The sequence below is a fragment of the Leptolyngbya sp. UWPOB_LEPTO1 genome (assembly GCF_017302695.1).
Taxonomy (GTDB): Bacteria; Cyanobacteriota; Cyanobacteriia; order Leptolyngbyales; family Leptolyngbyaceae; genus Leptolyngbya; species Leptolyngbya boryana.
Map to the genome: position 1 here is coordinate 226,828 of NZ_JAFLCJ010000001.1, position 16,975 is coordinate 243,802.

A 16,975-nucleotide genomic window follows, 5' to 3' on the forward strand; every position below is an offset into this window, starting at 1 on the left:
TAACAGACCGATAGGGGAGTGGGGGAAGGGGGAGAGAAGTTCTTACTCCCCACTCCCCCAAATTCATGCGCTTGACAACTAGCCCACGCCCCTAACCTACACACATCATTATTCCGCTCCTTCGATCGGCGCAAATCCTTGCCGCTGAACATTTTCCGTCACCACTCGCGGCTCTAGGAACTGAAGCAAATAATCGACTCCACCTGCTTTCGAGCCAACCCCTGAGAGCTTAAAGCCTCCAAACGGTTGCCGAGCCACGATCGCGCCTGTAATGCCGCGATTGATATACAGATTTCCGACCTCAAAATTAGCCTGTGCCTGCTCAATATGCGATGGCGTGCGCGAATACAATCCCCCGGTCAATGCATAAGGCGTACCATTCGCCAAATCCAAAGCTTCTTGGAATGAACTCGCACGCATCACAGCTAAGACTGGTCCAAAAATCTCTTCTTGAACTATTTTTGCATCCGCAGAAACATCTGTGATGATTGTTGGTCCTACAAAGTAACCTCCTTCTGGAACAGGCATTTTTAATACAAGCGTTCCTGCCATTTCACCCCATTCAATAAATTTTTGAATGCGATTCTGAGCTTCCTTATCAATCACAGGACCAACTTTCGTACCCGGTAATTCAGCTTCTCCAATGTTCAGAGATCGAGTTGCCTCGACCAATCTTGACAAGAATGTCTCATACACAGGTTCAAGCACGATCGCTTTAGAACACGCCGAGCATTTCTGCCCACTATATCCAAACGCAGACTGCACAACCCCCTGAACCGCTTGATCTAAATCTGCGCTCTCATCAATGATTACTGCATTCTTCCCGCCCATTTCAGCGACCACTCGTTTGAGGTGCTTTTGTCCAGGCTGTAACACAGCTGCATCCTTGTAAATCTGACACCCGACCGCTTGCGATCCAGTAAACACAATCATATGCACATCAGGATGTTTGACGAGATGCGCGCCCACCGTATGTCCTTTACCTGGAATAAATTGAAACACTCCAGTCGGAATGCCTGCTTCTACTAAAATCTCTGCAATCTTGGCAGCAATCACAGAAGAAGTCTCGGCAGGTTTCAACAATGCACAGTTACCCGTGACTAAAGCAGCAACAGTCATACCAACCGGAATTGCTAATGGAAAGTTCCAAGGAGAAATGACTAGAACAATGCCGCGAGCGTGATAGCGATAGTGGTTTGTTTCACCGGGGAAATCGTAGTCCACGCCCCGATCGAGGCGTTCCATCTCATCAGCATAGTAGTTACAGAAATCGATCGCTTCTGAAACCTCGCCGTCGCCCTCCTTCACAGGCTTACCGACTTCGTAAGTCATCCAAGCAATCAATTCCTCTCGACGCTGCTCGAAAAGATTGGCAGCTTTGCGCAGAATATGAGCGCGTTCTTGAGCAGAAGTCCGTTTCCAGGCTGGAAAAGCAGCTTTCGCAGATGCGATCGCGTCTTCTGCTTGGTCAACGCTGATCAGCCCGATTGTACCGACTGTTTCACTAAACCGCGATGGATTCTCAGATTTCAGCTTCTCAGCCGTTTCTACAAACTCGCCATTGATCAAAGGCAGGTAAGTTTGTCCAAACTGCTGACGAACTGATTTCAAAGCAGATTGAATGCGATCGCGTTTTGCTCGATCGGCATAGTCTGTGTCGGCTGCATTCTCAAACTTATCTAGCCCTTTGAGTTGAGAAGGTTCACCGACTTGAGGAGCCGCAATCAAATCCTCGATCGGTCTTTCTTCTAAGTTCTGCCGCAAAAATGAACTATTTGCCGTATTTTCGAGCAACCGCCGAATCAGATACGACATTCCCGGAATCAGTTCACCGTAAGGACAGTAAACTCGAACTCGATAGCCTTGTTCTACAATCGCTTTCGCGAGTTTATCGCCCATGCCGTAAAGGGTTTGAAATTCGATCCGAGATTTCGGAATGTCTAAAGCAGTCGCGATCGCTAATGCATGAGCTTGCGATCGCACATTGTGGCTACCAATTGCCGCATTTAAAACCTCATGATTTTCGAGCAGCAATTCTGTCAAGCGTTCATAGTTCGCATCAGTCTCAGCTTTATCGTTAAAAACGGGCTGTTGCCAATCTTTCTGAACCGCTTTGATGGTTTCTTGATCCCAGTAAGCCCCTTTGACTAAGCGCACTGTGATCGGTGTGCCTCGCTCCTTCGCCCAATCAATCAACCCTTGTAAGTCGGCTTGACTGTCGCGCAAGTAGCCTTGAATCGTCATGCCCACATCAGAGCGCGATCGAAACTCTTCTTCTAAAAGCAACGCCTTCAAAGTCTCTAGCGTCAAATCTTTGTAAGCATACTGCTCCATATCAAAGTGAACGGCTGCTCCTAGCTCCTTCGCCCGACGCAGCAAAGTTCTAGCACGATCGGCAACCCGCACCTGACTTCCTGCCTCATCCAACGGGTCAAACTGCGAGTAGAATGCGGTCAACTTCACAGACACTTGCACCTTCGGCAATGGTTGCCCATCCGCGAAGTCAATTTGCTCAACTTTCGACCAAGATTTTGAGGCTTCGGTCAATTGCTCAAGCAACTCTAAGTAGCGATCGAGATAAGACTGTGCCTCCGCCTCCGTAATCACTGCCTCACCTAACAGATCGACCGTAAACGCCATTTTTTCTTTGCGTAGTCGCTCGATCGTTTTCAGCACTTGTTTTAGGTTCTCGCCTGAAATATATTTATGCGCCAATGTCTCAACCGCCGTAGAAAGCGTCGTTGCAGCTAGCTGTCCCGGCATCGACTCAGCATTGGCAAAATTCAGCAGACTTTTTAACGCCGCAGGTAATTCAACCGTCTGATCGCTCATATATTCCTGCAAATGCCGCGCGATTTCTGGCTTACTGCGGAGCGCAGGCAAACAATCAATTAACCGAAACAACTGCACTCGCAATCCTGGGTTACTCATTGCCCAGCCGAGCAACTTATCATCCCACTGCATCTGATCGCGGACTTGAGCAAACCAAGATCTCGATTCGCGAGTTGCTCGCAGCAATTGTCTCGCGATCGCTTGCGTTTGAGATTCATAATGCTCTCGCGAACCTGTGCCCAAGGCATCTCCAAAAGCTTGACTCACCATAACCTAACTGACTCCAATCGAAAAATCTGGGAAATGTGCAGGGAAAGTATCCAGTCTCCTACTGTTCTATTCTCGAATCTGTCAGGAGCGTCACAGTCGGGATGGATGAAAAAGGTTTACAGTTCCCAATCAAAGTTTGAGTTCGTTTACAGTTCGTAATTCGCCCTCATTGGAGATTCTGGCTGTAATTGTTTAGTTGTCAACTGCTCATAGTGGCAGAGTGGAGAGTAGCAACCATGATTTTAGATCTTCACTCTATCGCCCTATCCGATTGAATGGAGTGAACTACTAACTTCTATCTTCAAAGCAGACAAGATTGAAATCAGTGGACTGAAACTCAATGAAGAAAATGTTTTAACTGGCTGTTAGTCCCAGAGCGGACTTCGCACAGTTAGCCCCGAATTTATTCCGGGGCGGGTGAGCAACGAAGCGAGAGAACTTGCCGAATTGATGTTGAATTACACCCATCTACATGCCACGGCAGAACTTCCCCAGAAGCGAGAGAACTTGCCGAATTGATGTTGAATCACCCTCTACTTACCACGGCAGAACTTCCCCGTTAGAATGCCAAAACGTCCCTGTATTGTCTAATGAAAGCTGTTCGATTCGCTGCAATAGTCCTTTAACAGAGGTCTCCGGAGTAATCCCGTTTACGGTAAAGTGTGTCATTCGGGTTTGCACCAAACCAGGATGCAAAATTGCGACAGCAATGCCTTGAGGCTTGAGATCGTGAGCCAGTGATTTTCCTGCCATGGACAAGGCAACTTTTGACATCCGATAACCATAAGAACCGCCAGACGTATTGTCTGAGATCGACCCCATTCGGCTTGTCATCAGCGCAATTTTAGAGCCTGACTTGAGCAAAGGCAGCAGTGCATGAGTCAATCTTAGCGGCGCGATCGCATTCACTTCAAACTGCTCTCGAATACTCGCAACATCTAGATGACTGAGGTCAATTCGTTTGGCAATTGCCGCATTGTTGATCAGAACATCGATCGTCATTTCACCTAAGCGCGATCGTAACTCTGCGATCGCAGATTCTGAGGTGAGTTCAATCCCTTCTTCAACTCGAATCCCTAGCTGCCGCAATTCTTCAGAAGCAGTTCGACAAACTGCAATCACCTCATGACCTTGCGCCTGTAATTGACGGCAATATTCATATCCAATGCCTCGATTTGCGCCTGTCACCAAATAAGTAGCCATACACTTAGAGGAACACGTCTAAAACTTATTCATAGCCTACCTGAAATCGGTGTTTTCCAGCTTGTTCTATAGCCGCCCTAGATTCAGTTGTGAAGTAAGAAGTTGTTCCCTTAGTAACTCCCCAATCCCCACTCTTTTGAGCCTTTACACTCAAACCGGATTGCTATAAATCTCTCTCAGTTGGTCGATTCGCTAACTTTAGACATCGTGTAAACCTAAATCGTTAGCTTAAGATTCAATTCATGCAAGAGTTTGATTACTCACTGGACTTTAAAGCGATCGACTTTCGCCAGCATCCCGAACTGTATCGTATGGGTCGAGGTGAGCAAGGCGTATTGCTCGTTGAACCCTACAAAAGCGAGATATTGCCGCACTGGAGATTCAAAACGCCAGAGATTGCTCGTCAATCTGCAGACGCAATTTATCAACTCTTTCTCAACTACAAAGCTCAACAAGATTTTGTGGGCATGGACATGGCGCGTAAATTTCTACAGATGGGGTATACGCGCGCTCGACGCTATGCAAATCACAAATCAGGAAGAAAGTATGACAAAGACGCTCAAGTCGTTCTGCCTCGCGTCGAAGATCCAGTGAAAGCCGAATCCGCTCAAATTTTCTACGAAAAATGGCAGCTTGCTAAAACTGATTCACTCTATATTGAACTGCGCGATCGCCATCGAAAACAGTCTGCTGAAGCGCAAGTTTTAGACTGAAAAAGCCGACTTCCGACAGCCCCCACTCCGCATTCTGGTTCTGGCTAAAAAACTGCCTTAACTCAGGTTCTCGATCGCGATAGCATTTGAATACACCGATTCGTTCGTACTTTACATTTCAGATCTCCATTGTGCATCTAAACTGAATAAAAATAAATTTATTACGTAAGCGGATTATTTAGTCCGCCGCAAACAATCAAACAGACAGTACAATGGGCAGACTAAATAGAGTGGAATCACCCCACACCTGAGCCATCCTGAATTTCAGACGAGTTCGGGACGGCTCTATATTTAAAAAACACTCCAGTCAAGTTACTAAAAGGAATCTCTGATGCAATCTTTCCTCTCGATCGATGATCTTGAAGCCGCCTCTCAAGAAACACTTGTCCTTATGGATACGCGGCGAGAAATACAGCAAAGATTAGAGCAATACTGTAATCGCTTAGAAGATCTTAAACGCGGCTTCGATGAAAAAGGCATTTTAGAAGGCGATACTCAAGCACGCAACACTTATGAACAATTAGTCATAGCCATTCGACATTACCGCAGCCAGATCCAAAACGATCTCCCTGAACTCTCTCGCCGCTTGATCGAAGCCCGACAATCCCTCGAAGAAAACGGCGAAAACACAACCGATATCGACTTCATCAAGCAAGTGATCGAAGAACGGCGGGAAGAACAAGCACAGCGCGAATACGAAGCGCAAATGAGCCGACACCAAGCCGAAAAACTCACCCAAGAACGACACGAAACTGCCGAACAACTTCTCGATCGCATTAGAGAACAAACCAGCTACTATGATGCCTCTTACTTAGCTATGGACGTTTATCACTATCGAGAGGATTTGAAAGGAGTCGATCGCTTAGATGAAGTCGTAGAGTTTCTGTTTAATCGCGTTCAAGAGTTAAGCGACAAACCAATTACCCTGCAAGGCACTGCCATCCAGAAGCTAAAAATCATGGATGCACATGCCCGCAAACTCTGGGCACAAGCGCAATCCGAACCCAAAGCAATCCTCGAAAAAAAGCCGAAACCTGAAACGGACATCGAAGAAAAAGAACAAAAAGAATCTTATACGCACTTACGCGGCAAAGTCGTTGTCTTTGGGGGACACACGACAACACGCACTTATGTAAAAGAAAAGTTACCGAAAGTTTATTTTGTCTGGTCAACGGTTGAGGATGGCTTACTGATTGTCGATCAAGCCGTGCAGCAGATTCAAACCGCCGATGCAGTGCTCTTACTCACCGATGACACCAGCCATGCGGTCACCCGCAAAGCCATGACCGAACTGCGACGCTTGAAAAAGCAACCGATCGAACTGCATCACGAAGGCGTGAACACGATCGTCGAAAAAATCGCCTGGAAACTAATGTTCAAATCTTGTTAAGCCAATTTCTGCATCTGTCCTAACGGATCGGACACAAGAATCGCTATTTTGGTATTGGTATTGCACAATGGCGATAATCGATCGCACTTTAGGACAGGCATGGCTGATCCATTGATTGAATTAAAAGGTGTCAGCAAACGATTCGGGGACAATGCCGTTCTCGATCAGGTCGATTTAACCGTTTATCGTGGAGAAGCCCTTGCAATCATCGGACCCTCCGGCACTGGAAAATCTACAGTTCTACGAATTATGGCAGGACTGCTTGCCCCTGATTCGGGAGAGGTCTATATCGGCGGTAAACGGCGGAAAGGACTGATCGAAGATGCGGCTGATCCACTACACATCAGTATGGTGTTTCAACAAGCAGCGCTATTTGACTCGCTGAATGTTGAGGAAAATGTTGGATTTTTGCTATATCAACATTCCCGGCTGCCTCGCCAAAGAATTCGCCAACTCGTTGAAGAACGCCTAGAAATGGTTGGATTATCCGGCATCAGTCAACGATTTCCCGCTGAGCTTTCGGGTGGGATGAGAAAACGAGTCAGTTTTGCGCGGGCAATCATGGCAAATCCTGATAATCCTAGCGATACACCAGACGTACTGCTGTATGATGAGCCGACCGCTGGACTCGATCCGATCGCATCAACAGTGATTGAAGATTTAGTACGATCGCTACAATGTCCGAAGCGGGGATGTCAAAGTTATGTGATGGTGACGCACCAAGAGAGTACAATTCGGCGCACCGCCGATCGAGTTTTATTTCTCCATCGCGGGCAGGTGCAATGGGAAGGCAAAGTCCATGAAATCGACACAACCGATGAGCCATTGATTCGCCAGTTCTTTAGTGGCAGTGTAGAAGGACCAATTCAGGTATTAGGGTAGAGGGGTTATGCGATCGCGAACGGTTCGAGAAGGATCAGTAGGCTTAATGATTTTGGCAGGCGTGGGACTGTTTGGCGGTCTAGTGCTCTGGCTGAAGGGACTGAATCCTGCTAATCGAAGTTTTACCGTAGTAGCAGAATTCGAGACAATCAACGGTGTTCAGGTCGGGAGTCCAGTCCGTTACCGAGGAGTCAATGTCGGGAGAATCTCTAACATTGCAGCTGGCGCAAATGGGGTCGAAGTGAAGCTAGAAATTGCACCAGCGGATTTAGTGATTCCCAGAGACTCAACGTTGAGTGTGAATCAAACCGGGCTACTCGGGGAGACTGTTTTAGACATTTCGCCCCTCAAAGATCTCGTAGCGACTGCTGAACCAGGTAAACCCTTGGATCGAGATTGCAATCGAGATTTAATTCTGTGTGAAAACTCTCGCATTCAAGGAGTGATGGGAATTAGCACTGACGAACTCATTCGAGCGACGATCAAATTTGCAGATGTGTATAGCAATCCGCAATTTACAGGCAACATCAATGCTCTGACCAAAAATAGTAGTGTTGCAGCAGCGGAAATTGCTCAACTGAGCCGCGAAGTGACGGGCTTAGTTAAGTCTGCACGTCAAGAAGTTGGCACATTTTCAGCAACTGCCAGATCCATTAGTAATACAGCCGATCGAGCAACTTTAACCATTACTCAAATTAATGATCTGATTGCCGCGAATCGATCGACCCTCGTTTCTACCTTAGACAATCTCAGTGCAACGAGTAGTGAGCTTCGCACGAGCGTCGTTCGGCTCAGCCCGATTTTGAACCGAGTTGAAAGCAGTCAGCTCATCAACAACTTAGAAACCCTGTCTGCGAATGCCGTGCAAACCTCTGCAAACTTGCGGGATATCTCCGTGACCTTAAACAACCCCGCAAATATCACAATGCTTCAACAAACATTAGATTCAGCACGGGCAACCTTTGAAAACACTCAGAAAATCACCTCTGACTTAGATGAACTGACCGGTGATCCGCAGTTAAGAGACAATCTGAAGCGCCTGATCAATGGTTTAAGTGGTCTAGTTTCTTCAACGCAGCAATTGCAACAGCAGGCTGACATCGCTCAAATTTTGGCAGCGCCTAAACCCATCGCATACCCAACTCCGACTCCTTCTCCCTAAGAATCTCCTGGCTCGATCGGATGGTTTAGCACGTACTCCCGCCACAGTGTAGAAAGTTCCTCGGCTTGGGGTCGAGCTGAGGAGGAAAGCTGATACATTCGGCGTGGACGACCTCGCTTTTCTGGCTTTTTCCAATAACTACTGACGAGTCCTTCTTTCTCTAGAAACCGCAGCGAACTTTGCAAAATTGTGTCAGAGAGTCGATAGCCCGGATAGTTCTGTTTTAAAGACTGAACAAACTCAGTCCCATAAGAGTCGCTTTCAACCAAGATCGACAACAGGTAACAAACCGTCAATTGCTGATTGAGGAAAATCACCTGCGGCGTTTGGAAGAATCGGTAAATGTCTTGCAGGGTGAAGGGGCGTTGAGCATCCATCGTTTGAATGTCCATGATTTGGAGAGCTACCGTCGAATAGAGTTACACTGGGCTAGGCATTATCATTGCCAATTGCGGAAAATTTCGGAGAAAGCAAGACAATCCCAATTTGTCTGAGTGATAGCCTTGGAGTTTGGAGTTCAATTGCCAATCTGATCGATGGTCAAAGCAGATAGATTGTGATCTCATCCTCATTCCTGACACATCTCGATCGCTGACTGCAATCGAACCTACAGCCTCAGACTTTTTTCCGGCTAGAAGAATATTAAGTGCAGTAAGGTTGGTCAGATGATCAAAAACGCTCTGGAAAGCGTCTCTAATTTTGTAGTATGTGATACAAAATAGCTGCACTTATCCTAGCAGACGAACGGGAGTATTCCCCTGCTCAATGATCAGAATGATCTTTTACTCAACCCAGACATTTCTTAGAACAATTTCCATGAAGCATCAGCTTTAACATTTCTACTAAAAGGTTGTTATCAATCCCCCAATCGGGTGAGAGCGTTTAGATTTTAGCAGAATATTTTTGCAATCAGCCTAATCATTCTCATCGATTTAATACAGGATTCATGAGGCGGACTCGGAAATTGTGCAACCGTAAGTTTTGACCTGTCACGCAGCTATCGCCGTTAAGAGAAGAACAACCCGAGAAATTATCTTGATCATCGAACCCTTTCTTCAGTCTTTAGAGAGATGAAGCGATCCCTGATATGCTATATGCAGCGATTCACGGAGAAGGAAATGTCAATCGTTGTCGATTTAGAAATGTCAGACACAGAGTACTTAGAGTTACTGACTCAAGGACGCAATCCGGTGTGTGAGCAAATTTATACTCAGCAACTAAGCAGCTATGGCTTTAGTTTGACCGAAGCCAAACAGCTTGCACCTTTGTTTGAAAAAGCAGATTGTTCGATCGCTGAAAAAATTGCCGTCAATTGCGCCCTCAAACAAGTGTGGAACCACCTGATCAAACTGGCGTAAAACCCGCCACCCTCGCTGAATTTAGCCTTGCCATAATAGAGAAGTAGCAAGCATGAATCAGCATGGTAGCGAGTCCCGTTTTAGCCCGCGAATCGAAGCTTTGGATGCCTGATCGAGTTCTCTTTACACCCGCTGCATTAGATGAACCGTGGGGACAACAGATTTTAGAGCGAGTTCAAAGCTTAGATTTACCGATTGAAGAACTTCCCAAAAACCGTTTGACTGGCTTGCGTGGAGAAGATGATCGTGAGACTTACAGCATTGCGAAACGAACGTTAGCGATCGTCACCGCTCCTCAAAGTCAACTCAAGCTCAGTCCGATCCCACCTTCTGCCGATTGGCAGTTTCATCTTGCAGAAGGCTGCCCTGCGCATTGCCAGTATTGTTATCTCGCTGGCAGTTTATCAGGGCCACCTGTGATTCGAGTGTATGCAAATCTCCCTCAGATTTTGGATAACTTAGCTCGATACGAGCATCCTAATCGTGAGACGAGCTATGAAGTGAGTTGCTACACTGATCCGCTGGGGATTGAGCATCTCACGGGCAGCTTAGCCGAGTGTATTCGTTACTTCGGTACACGCCAAGATGGCTATCTGAGATGGGTTTCTAAGTTCAGTCATGTGGAAGGCTTATTAGATCTGCCTCACAATGGACATACGCGCTGTCGAGTCAGCGTGAATGCTGCACCCGTGAGTCAGCGCTTAGAAGGCGGCACAGCTTCTGTCGAGGAGCGCTTGCAAGCCCTGAGACGATTAGGTTTAGAAGGCGGTTATCCTTTAGGCATTGTGATCGCACCGATTATGCCGATCGATGATTGGCAAGCGCATTACACACAGTTGCTCGATCGCATGTCTGAGCTGATTGACTTCGATTGTGATCTGACCTTTGAACTGATTTCTCATCGCTTTACACCTGGCTCGAAGCAAGTCCTCCTGAGTTGGTATCCGAATACGAAGTTAGATCTCGATGAGTCTGCGCGAGTTGTGAAGCGGAATAAATTCGGCGGCATGAAATATGTATACGATGCGAAGACGATGCGCGAATTGCGACAGTTCTTTGAGCGAGAATTAGCACGGCGATTTCCACATGGGAAAATTCTGTACTGGACATAAGCTCAATACGCTAAGCTGATAGCGTAGATCGTGGGTTTTGCTCATGGCTCTTTTACGCTTTGTCTTTATCCTTGCGGTAGCAGGCATTCTGGTTATCTTCACGCTGTCAAATTCAACAGTGCCGATGTCGATCGTATTTCTAGGAGTGCGATCTCCCACGATGCCACTGTCGTTGTGGATTTTAGGTGCGATCGCGCTTGGGATTGCAACGACAATCATCATCAACTTCCTGTTTGGATTAACACGATTTGCAGCGCGTCGATCAGAACGTAAAACGGTTCGGCAATCGACAAAACCCGCAGGCGTTTACACCTACGGTCAACAATCCCCTCCCTCGAAAAGCGAGGATGCGGACGATTGGTTTAGTGATGGGAGTGATGATTGGGGAGAGACACCGCGCAATCGTCCTCGGCAAGAGTTCGAGAAGCGTCAAGAACCGACTACAGAAACACGATCTGGGTCGTCGTACTCCTACACCTATCGCGAACCTACTACACCGCCGGACGTTGTGGATGCAGACTATAAGGTGATCAAACCACCGACTCGAAATTTGGATGAGGAAGAGTTCTAAATGTTAAACGGGGTGAGTGTTTTTCTCATTGGCATGATGGGGGTGGGAAAAACGACGATCGGGCAATTATTAGCACAGCGCTTGAACTACGAATTTCTCGATACGGATATGTTTATCGAGCAAGCGACTGGGCAAAGTGTTTCGACCATTTTTGCTGAATCTGGAGAAAGCATTTTTCGGCAACTCGAAACGGCGACGTTATCTCAAGTTTCTTCACGGTTGAGAAAGGTTGTTGCAACCGGAGGCGGAATTGTTGTGGCTCCAGATAATTGGAGCTATTTAAAGCATGGCGTAATTGTTTGGTTAGATTTACCCGTTGAGCAGATCCAAAAGCGTCTGAGTGATGACACGACTCGCCCTTTACTTCAGCAGCAAGACTTAGGAGCACGTTTAAACCAGCTTTTATCTGAACGTCGATCGCGCTATGCTCAAGCCGACATTCATATCTTGATCCAGCCCGATGAAACGCCTGATCAAATTACAGAACGAGTTTTGAGAGCGATCGCGCAAGAATGCGATCGTAAACGTCAAATGGATGAAGCGATTCAACAGTTGAACAAGGAGATGCCCTTCCAAACCAATGCAGATTGAACGCAAAAATTATCCTCATCTTGACAGACCCCTAGGTGCGTATGTTCATACCGTACGCCACGGTGACTTACTGTTTATTTCGGGCTTAACCGCGTTCAATACACCTGCACAAGACGAAGATCTAATCGCTCAGGCTGAAGTGATTCTCGAACAGATGCAAGGCATTCTCGAAGCAGAAAAGACGAGCTTTCAAGGATTACTCAAAGTCACGATATTCGTTACCGAGCTAGGACAACTGAGTCAGCTTAGAACTGTTTTATTTCGCTACTTTGAACAGCACTTGCCTGCAAGTTCCCTTGTACAAGTCGAGAGCCTTTTTGTGCCAGGGTTGAAAATCGAGGTTGAAGCGATCGCAGCACTCACCGCTGCGTAAAGCAATTCCACCTGTAAATTTTGGGTTGATCATTGATTGCGCTTTCCCGCCCGTGATTGAAAATCACGGTCTAACCGTGCGAAGTCTCTAAAGAGACTACCAGAATATAGCGATTCAGTCCGTTCAGGGACTTTGCACAGTTAGCACGGGGTTTAAAACCCTGTGCGGGAGAGTGAGATCGACAAATCAACCCGAAATTTACAGGTGGAAGCAATTTCCGAGATTCTCCGAAAATTTATCAACCTAACCCCGTAACCCGCTGCAATGTCGGCGTGAAATCTGGATACGAAATCGCTGCCGCCTCTGCCCGATGAATTGTCGTTGTGCCCGCAGCATTCAACGCCGCGATCGCTAAACTCATCGCAATCCGATGATCCGTATAGCTATCCACTTCAGCCCCTTTCAGAGGCGTTCCACCTGTAATTTCCATTCCATCCGGGAGTTCTCGAACCGAAGCTCCCATCTGATTTAGCTGCGTCGCCATCACAGTAATGCGATCGCTCTCTTTCACACGCAACTCTTCCGCATCTTTGACGATCGTGGTTCCTTCTGCAAATGCCGCTGCCACTGCCAGAATTGGAATCTCATCAATTAATCTTGGAATCACATCGCCTGAGATTTCACACGCTTTCAATGCACTGTGACGCACCCGCAAATCTGCTACAGGTTCACCTGCAACTTCTCGCTGATTTTCCAAGGTAATATCGGCTCCCATACGTTCGAGAATTTCTAAGACACCCGTTCGGGTTGGATTCACCCCAACATTCTCGATCGTCAAATCTGACCCAGGTACGATCGCCCCTGCAACGAGCCAAAATGCGGCTGAGCTAATATCTCCCGGCACAACAACCGTCTGCCCGGTCAATTGAGACTGTCCGGTTACGGTCACACTATTGGTTTCAGGGTCAACGGTTAAATCTGCTCCAAACGCCCGCAGCATCCGTTCACTATGATCGCGCGACAAGGCTGGCTCGGTGACGGTTGTTTTTCCTTGCGTCATTAATCCAGCAAGTAAAACACAGGATTTCACTTGAGCAGACGCGATCGGCGAATGGTAATGAATCGGTTTCAAAACCTGCCCCTGAATGGCTAAAGGCGCGAGCGAATTTTGCTTGCGTCCCCAAATCTGTGCGCCCATCTGCTGAAGGGGTTTCACGACACGAGACATCGGGCGCGATCGCAATGATCCATCTCCGGTTACGGTAAAAAATCGATCCGGATGCGATGCCAAAATTCCGAGCATTAATCGTAAGGTTGTGCCAGAATTTCCCGCATCTAAAACATCCACAGGCTCGACTAAATTGCCCAGTCCAATTCCCTTGACTCGCACCTCTTCCGTGTTCAACTCCGAGATTTCGGCTCCCATCGCCCGAAAACAACTGGCTGTACTTCTCGGATCTTCTCCTAAAAGCAATCCGTGAATAACGGTTTCGCCTTGAGCCAAAGCGCCCAACATTAACGCCCGATGCGAAATCGATTTATCTCCTGGAACCCGAATTCGACCTTGCAAAGCCAGTCCCGCACTCGGGCGCTGAATCACAAGATCGTGGTGAGCATCGGTGACATGAAGCGCGATCGCTTCACTGTACGGGTTCGCAGAAGTCATAACACAATAAAATTACAGACAGCATTCGCTATCATCCGTTAATGCAGCTTTAGCGTCAATCATCCTCAACCTTTAACAACTGCTCATCGATCGCTTTCAATCTGCCTTTCACAACTTCCTCAGACAAAATTCGCTTACGCAACGCATCATTCAAGGCATTTTTTTCCGCTAATAACAACCGTCGCTTCACTGCATCAAACCGAGATGCCTGAAAGGTAAGGACAGTAGATTTCTCCGAGCGACGATTGTAAAAATCTCGCAGCGATCGCTCTGCTGCTGCCACTTTAATTTGATAGCTCGATCGCAATTCCTCATATACTGACTTCGGCAAAACCCCACTTTTGAGCAAGGTGTCGAGTTCATCCTGCGCTGCTTTTGCCGTCATTAACTGCGATTGCAATCCTTCGACCCACTCTTGCACCTCGGAACGATGAGCCAACTTCAATCGTTGAACAATAAACGGCAATCCCACCCCTTGCACAACCAGCGATAACAACACCGACCCAAACACGATCGCAATCAGCGATTCTCGCCCCGGAATACTCGATGGCAAACTTAACACCAAAGCCATCGACAACGAGCCTTTAATATTGCCCAAAAACAGCACGTGTTGCCACTTGAGCGGAATGGGTCGATCAAACACTCCTACCAATGCGAGTAGGGGATACACTGCCAACATCCGCCCAATCTGATATGCCAACACAGCCAGCAAGACCGCAGGCAAAATTCGCCCCAACGTATCTAATCGCAGTTCTAACCCAATCAGCAGGAAAATAAACGTATTGACTCCGAATCCCGCATACTCCCAAAAGCTCAGTACCGTGATCCGACTCGATGCCGAAACCTTGCGCGATCGCTCCAAGTTTCCCAACATCAAACCCGCAATCACGACTGCTACCACACCCGAAACATGCAGAAATTGACCTAATTGAAATGCACTCAGAGCGATCGCCACAGTCAATAAAATACTACTGAGTGGATCATCTTCGGATTGCAAATACAATTCCACTCCCAAATACCCCAGAACCAAGCCAACCGCGAGTCCGCCAACAATCACGACCACCAACTCGCGAATCCCATCAGTCAGCGCAATGCTACCAGTCGAATTAAATTTCAAAACCAAACTGAACAGCACCAGCGCAATGCCGTCGTTAAATAGGCTTTCTCCTTCGACGATCGTGATCAGTTTGGAGGGAACTTCCACCTCTTTAAACACGGCAATCACCGACACTGTGTCCGTAATCGCCAAAATCACTCCAACCAACAGCGCTGGAATCCACTCCAATGCCAAGCCAAATTTTAGTCCGATCGCCGTAATTCCAACCGCGATCAACACGCCTGGACCTGCGAGCAGCAAAATCGGCTTCAGCGTACTTCTTAACCGACTAATATCAGTATTAATCGCTGCCTCAAACAGCAAAATGGGCAGAAACAAATTAATAATCAGCGCTGAATCTAATCCAACTTTTCGAGGCAGAAATTCCGCGATCGCGACTCCTGCCAGCACCAATCCCGTCACATAAGGCACTCTTAACCGTCGCGACAGCAATGCCACAATCGTCGCCACCAACAGCAAAATAATCAGTACCGTCACTAACTGCGCGAACTGACCCTGATCACCCACCGCGATCGCTAATATTTTTCCTGTCATAAGTTCTGAGCTTCTACCCCAACGCCACTAAAAACCATACCTTTCGTTGGGGAACTAAGCTTACTTTTTGAACCAGGCGATCGGCTAAATCTCCGCGATCGCCGATGGTTCACCCTAATCTTCCAACACAGACGGAATTCCCAACACTGGACAGGGGAACTGCACCCCCAATTGCCTCACCAGCGGATGGTCGCCTGTATCACATCCCAAAATCAACAGCGAAGCCTTCTCAGCCTCGACAACTTCCTTCAACTCTTTTGCAACGCGCCCAAACCGCAAATGCGTCTTCAGGGAACCGCGCCATTCTTCCGCCATACAGCGCGCATTCCATAAGATGCGATCGGCTTGCTCAAACAGTTCCGCCATCCCAAACTGCGGACTTGCCATCGTTTCTAATTCCGCGATCGCAGTTCGGCTGGTCTGCCACTCATTTCCCGCTTCTTTTTTCGAGCGTTTCGAGGTGCTATTAAAAACCGGAATCCGGTTCATCACGCCATCATCAATCACATACACGACTTGAACCGTCACCTGTTTACCCGTTGCCAAGCGTGTTTGGTGAGCAATCCATAATGTCAGATCCAGCGCCGTCTGACTACTCGGCGAATGAGAATAACCAACGACCAGATTGATTTCTGGCTCCTCGGCATGGCTTGTACCTGCCATCAGCAGCATTTTCTGAACCAAATCAGTCCGTCCAAGCGTGCCTTGGAGCCGTACGAGCATCGAATGAATATTCACGAGTTTGAAACCTCTCCTAACTACACAGGGCTGAGAGGTGGGTGAGGGATTTTTGACGATCGCAGATAGACGATCGAAATTCAGGACACCATAATCGCAGAGAACTGCGTTCTGGAGAATCCTCCCAATGCTGACGGAGTTAGCTGACGGGCTAAGACTGGAAGGTGTCTTTCTCAAACGGGTGTTTGAGATTCGCCCCAAAAATTGGTTCCTCCGTTTTGAATTCAAGCACCCTAAAAAGGGCTTAGATTCAAATTAAGCGACCCACAGATTGACTTCCCTAAAGTGTTGACAAAAGCACCCACAACAAAAAACCAGGTACTCTGGTTTGATCTTGCTGTTGGCTAATTTAATACGGACATGCGAGAAAGAACTGCTACTTATAAGACAAAACGAGGGACGTAAGCGAGTCAGCCTCGGTAGCAGAATCATTGCCATTATAACAACTGGTACTGGAGCGTACCATTTTCCTCACATATTGTATTGTTCTTGACAGCAAATTTCTTCCATTTCCACCTTTAGT

15 protein-coding genes and 1 riboswitch are annotated in these 16,975 nt (G+C 47.4%); of the genes, 9 read left to right on the forward strand and 6 right to left on the reverse strand.

Annotated elements, in window-relative coordinates:
- Positions 1–108 precede the first annotated feature (108 nt).
- Complete coding sequence (gene pruA / locus J0L70_RS00995) at positions 109–3,102, reverse strand: L-glutamate gamma-semialdehyde dehydrogenase (RefSeq protein ID WP_287452723.1); 2,994 nt, start codon at positions 3,100–3,102, stop codon at positions 109–111.
- 537 nt (positions 3,103–3,639) lie between these two features.
- Complete coding sequence (locus tag J0L70_RS01000; RefSeq protein WP_287452725.1) at positions 3,640–4,305, reverse strand: SDR family oxidoreductase; 666 nt, start codon at positions 4,303–4,305, stop codon at positions 3,640–3,642.
- Between the two features lie 242 nt (positions 4,306–4,547).
- Here J0L70_RS01000 and J0L70_RS01005 point away from each other — a divergent pair, with 242 nt between their 5' ends.
- From J0L70_RS01005 to J0L70_RS01020, 4 genes are all read left to right on the forward strand, one after another.
- Positions 4,548–5,018 carry a DUF4385 domain-containing protein gene (locus tag J0L70_RS01005; protein ID WP_017290592.1) on the forward strand — a complete coding sequence of 157 codons (471 nt, stop codon included), beginning with the start codon at positions 4,548–4,550 and terminating at the stop codon, positions 5,016–5,018.
- A 331-nt stretch (positions 5,019–5,349) separates the two neighbouring features.
- The gene (locus J0L70_RS01010; RefSeq protein WP_017290591.1) at positions 5,350–6,408 is read left to right on the forward strand and encodes a hypothetical protein; all 1,059 of its coding nucleotides are present in this window, start codon (positions 5,350–5,352) and stop codon (positions 6,406–6,408) included.
- A 48-nt stretch (positions 6,409–6,456) separates the two neighbouring features.
- Positions 6,457–7,290 (forward strand): ABC transporter ATP-binding protein, encoded by an 834-nt coding sequence (locus tag J0L70_RS01015; protein ID WP_316428615.1) that lies wholly within the window; start codon positions 6,457–6,459, stop codon positions 7,288–7,290.
- 7 nt (positions 7,291–7,297) lie between these two features.
- Positions 7,298–8,452: an MlaD family protein gene (locus J0L70_RS01020; protein WP_017290589.1), complete on the forward strand. Its 1,155-nt coding sequence runs from the start codon at positions 7,298–7,300 to the stop codon at positions 8,450–8,452.
- Here J0L70_RS01020 and J0L70_RS01025 read toward each other — a convergent pair.
- Positions 8,449–8,844 carry a PadR family transcriptional regulator gene (locus J0L70_RS01025; protein ID WP_287452728.1) on the reverse strand — a complete coding sequence of 132 codons (396 nt, stop codon included), beginning with the start codon at positions 8,842–8,844 and terminating at the stop codon, positions 8,449–8,451. The two genes, J0L70_RS01020 and J0L70_RS01025, sit on opposite strands and share 4 nt — an antisense overlap.
- Before the next feature lie 726 nt (positions 8,845–9,570).
- On the opposite strand from J0L70_RS01025, the gene J0L70_RS01030 reads away from it, so the two are divergent.
- From J0L70_RS01030 to J0L70_RS01050, 5 genes are all read left to right on the forward strand, one after another.
- A complete protein-coding gene (locus J0L70_RS01030; protein WP_190648933.1) occupies positions 9,571–9,810 on the forward strand; it encodes a hypothetical protein in 240 nt (79 codons plus the stop codon).
- Positions 9,811–9,872: 62 nt separating this feature from the next.
- Positions 9,873–10,922, forward strand: coding sequence for a spore photoproduct lyase family protein (locus J0L70_RS01035; protein ID WP_017290586.1), 1,050 nt, complete (start codon positions 9,873–9,875; stop codon positions 10,920–10,922).
- 43 nt (positions 10,923–10,965) lie between these two features.
- Complete coding sequence (locus J0L70_RS01040; RefSeq protein ID WP_017290585.1) at positions 10,966–11,493, forward strand: LapA family protein; 528 nt, start codon at positions 10,966–10,968, stop codon at positions 11,491–11,493.
- Positions 11,494–12,084: a shikimate kinase gene (locus tag J0L70_RS01045; protein ID WP_190648936.1), complete on the forward strand. Its 591-nt coding sequence runs from the start codon at positions 11,494–11,496 to the stop codon at positions 12,082–12,084.
- Positions 12,074–12,457, forward strand: coding sequence for a RidA family protein (locus J0L70_RS01050; protein ID WP_017290583.1), 384 nt, complete (start codon positions 12,074–12,076; stop codon positions 12,455–12,457). The genes J0L70_RS01045 and J0L70_RS01050 overlap by 11 nt, the downstream gene beginning before the upstream one ends.
- 238 nt (positions 12,458–12,695) lie before the next feature.
- Here the strand turns inward: J0L70_RS01050 and aroA are convergent, their stop codons facing one another.
- The 3 genes from aroA to J0L70_RS01065 form a co-directional block, all read right to left on the reverse strand.
- Positions 12,696–14,063, reverse strand: a complete 1,368-nt coding sequence (gene aroA, locus J0L70_RS01055; RefSeq protein ID WP_017290582.1) for a 3-phosphoshikimate 1-carboxyvinyltransferase — start codon at positions 14,061–14,063, stop codon at positions 12,696–12,698.
- 55 nt (positions 14,064–14,118) lie between these two features.
- Positions 14,119–15,714 (reverse strand): cation:proton antiporter, encoded by a 1,596-nt coding sequence (locus J0L70_RS01060; protein ID WP_287452730.1) that lies wholly within the window; start codon positions 15,712–15,714, stop codon positions 14,119–14,121.
- Between the two features lie 114 nt (positions 15,715–15,828).
- On the reverse strand, positions 15,829–16,452 hold the full coding sequence (locus tag J0L70_RS01065; protein ID WP_197693233.1) for a universal stress protein: 624 nt from the start codon (positions 16,450–16,452) through the stop codon (positions 15,829–15,831).
- 116 nt (positions 16,453–16,568) lie between these two features.
- A riboswitch (cyclic di-AMP (ydaO/yuaA leader) is annotated at positions 16,569–16,693 on the reverse strand.
- Positions 16,694–16,975 lie beyond the last annotated feature (282 nt).

What these genes read in the sequence shown, in the direction of transcription:
- pruA (WP_287452723.1), bottom strand. Translation starts at nt 3,102, where the DNA reads ATGGTGAGTCAAGCTTTTGGAGATGCCTTGGGCACAGGTTCGCGAGAG.
- J0L70_RS01000 (WP_287452725.1), bottom strand. Translation starts at nt 4,305, where the DNA reads ATGGCTACTTATTTGGTGACAGGCGCAAATCGAGGCATTGGATATGAA.
- J0L70_RS01005 (WP_017290592.1), top strand. Translation starts at nt 4,548, where the DNA reads ATGCAAGAGTTTGATTACTCACTGGACTTTAAAGCGATCGACTTTCGC.
- J0L70_RS01010 (WP_017290591.1), top strand. Translation starts at nt 5,350, where the DNA reads ATGCAATCTTTCCTCTCGATCGATGATCTTGAAGCCGCCTCTCAAGAA.
- J0L70_RS01020 (WP_017290589.1), top strand. Translation starts at nt 7,298, where the DNA reads ATGCGATCGCGAACGGTTCGAGAAGGATCAGTAGGCTTAATGATTTTG.
- J0L70_RS01025 (WP_287452728.1), bottom strand. Translation starts at nt 8,844, where the DNA reads ATGGACATTCAAACGATGGATGCTCAACGCCCCTTCACCCTGCAAGAC.
- J0L70_RS01030 (WP_190648933.1), top strand. Translation starts at nt 9,571, where the DNA reads ATGTCAATCGTTGTCGATTTAGAAATGTCAGACACAGAGTACTTAGAG.
- J0L70_RS01035 (WP_017290586.1), top strand. Translation starts at nt 9,873, where the DNA reads ATGGTAGCGAGTCCCGTTTTAGCCCGCGAATCGAAGCTTTGGATGCCT.
- J0L70_RS01040 (WP_017290585.1), top strand. Translation starts at nt 10,966, where the DNA reads ATGGCTCTTTTACGCTTTGTCTTTATCCTTGCGGTAGCAGGCATTCTG.
- J0L70_RS01045 (WP_190648936.1), top strand. Translation starts at nt 11,494, where the DNA reads ATGTTAAACGGGGTGAGTGTTTTTCTCATTGGCATGATGGGGGTGGGA.
- J0L70_RS01050 (WP_017290583.1), top strand. Translation starts at nt 12,074, where the DNA reads ATGCAGATTGAACGCAAAAATTATCCTCATCTTGACAGACCCCTAGGT.
- aroA (WP_017290582.1), bottom strand. Translation starts at nt 14,063, where the DNA reads ATGACTTCTGCGAACCCGTACAGTGAAGCGATCGCGCTTCATGTCACC.
- J0L70_RS01060 (WP_287452730.1), bottom strand. Translation starts at nt 15,714, where the DNA reads ATGACAGGAAAAATATTAGCGATCGCGGTGGGTGATCAGGGTCAGTTC.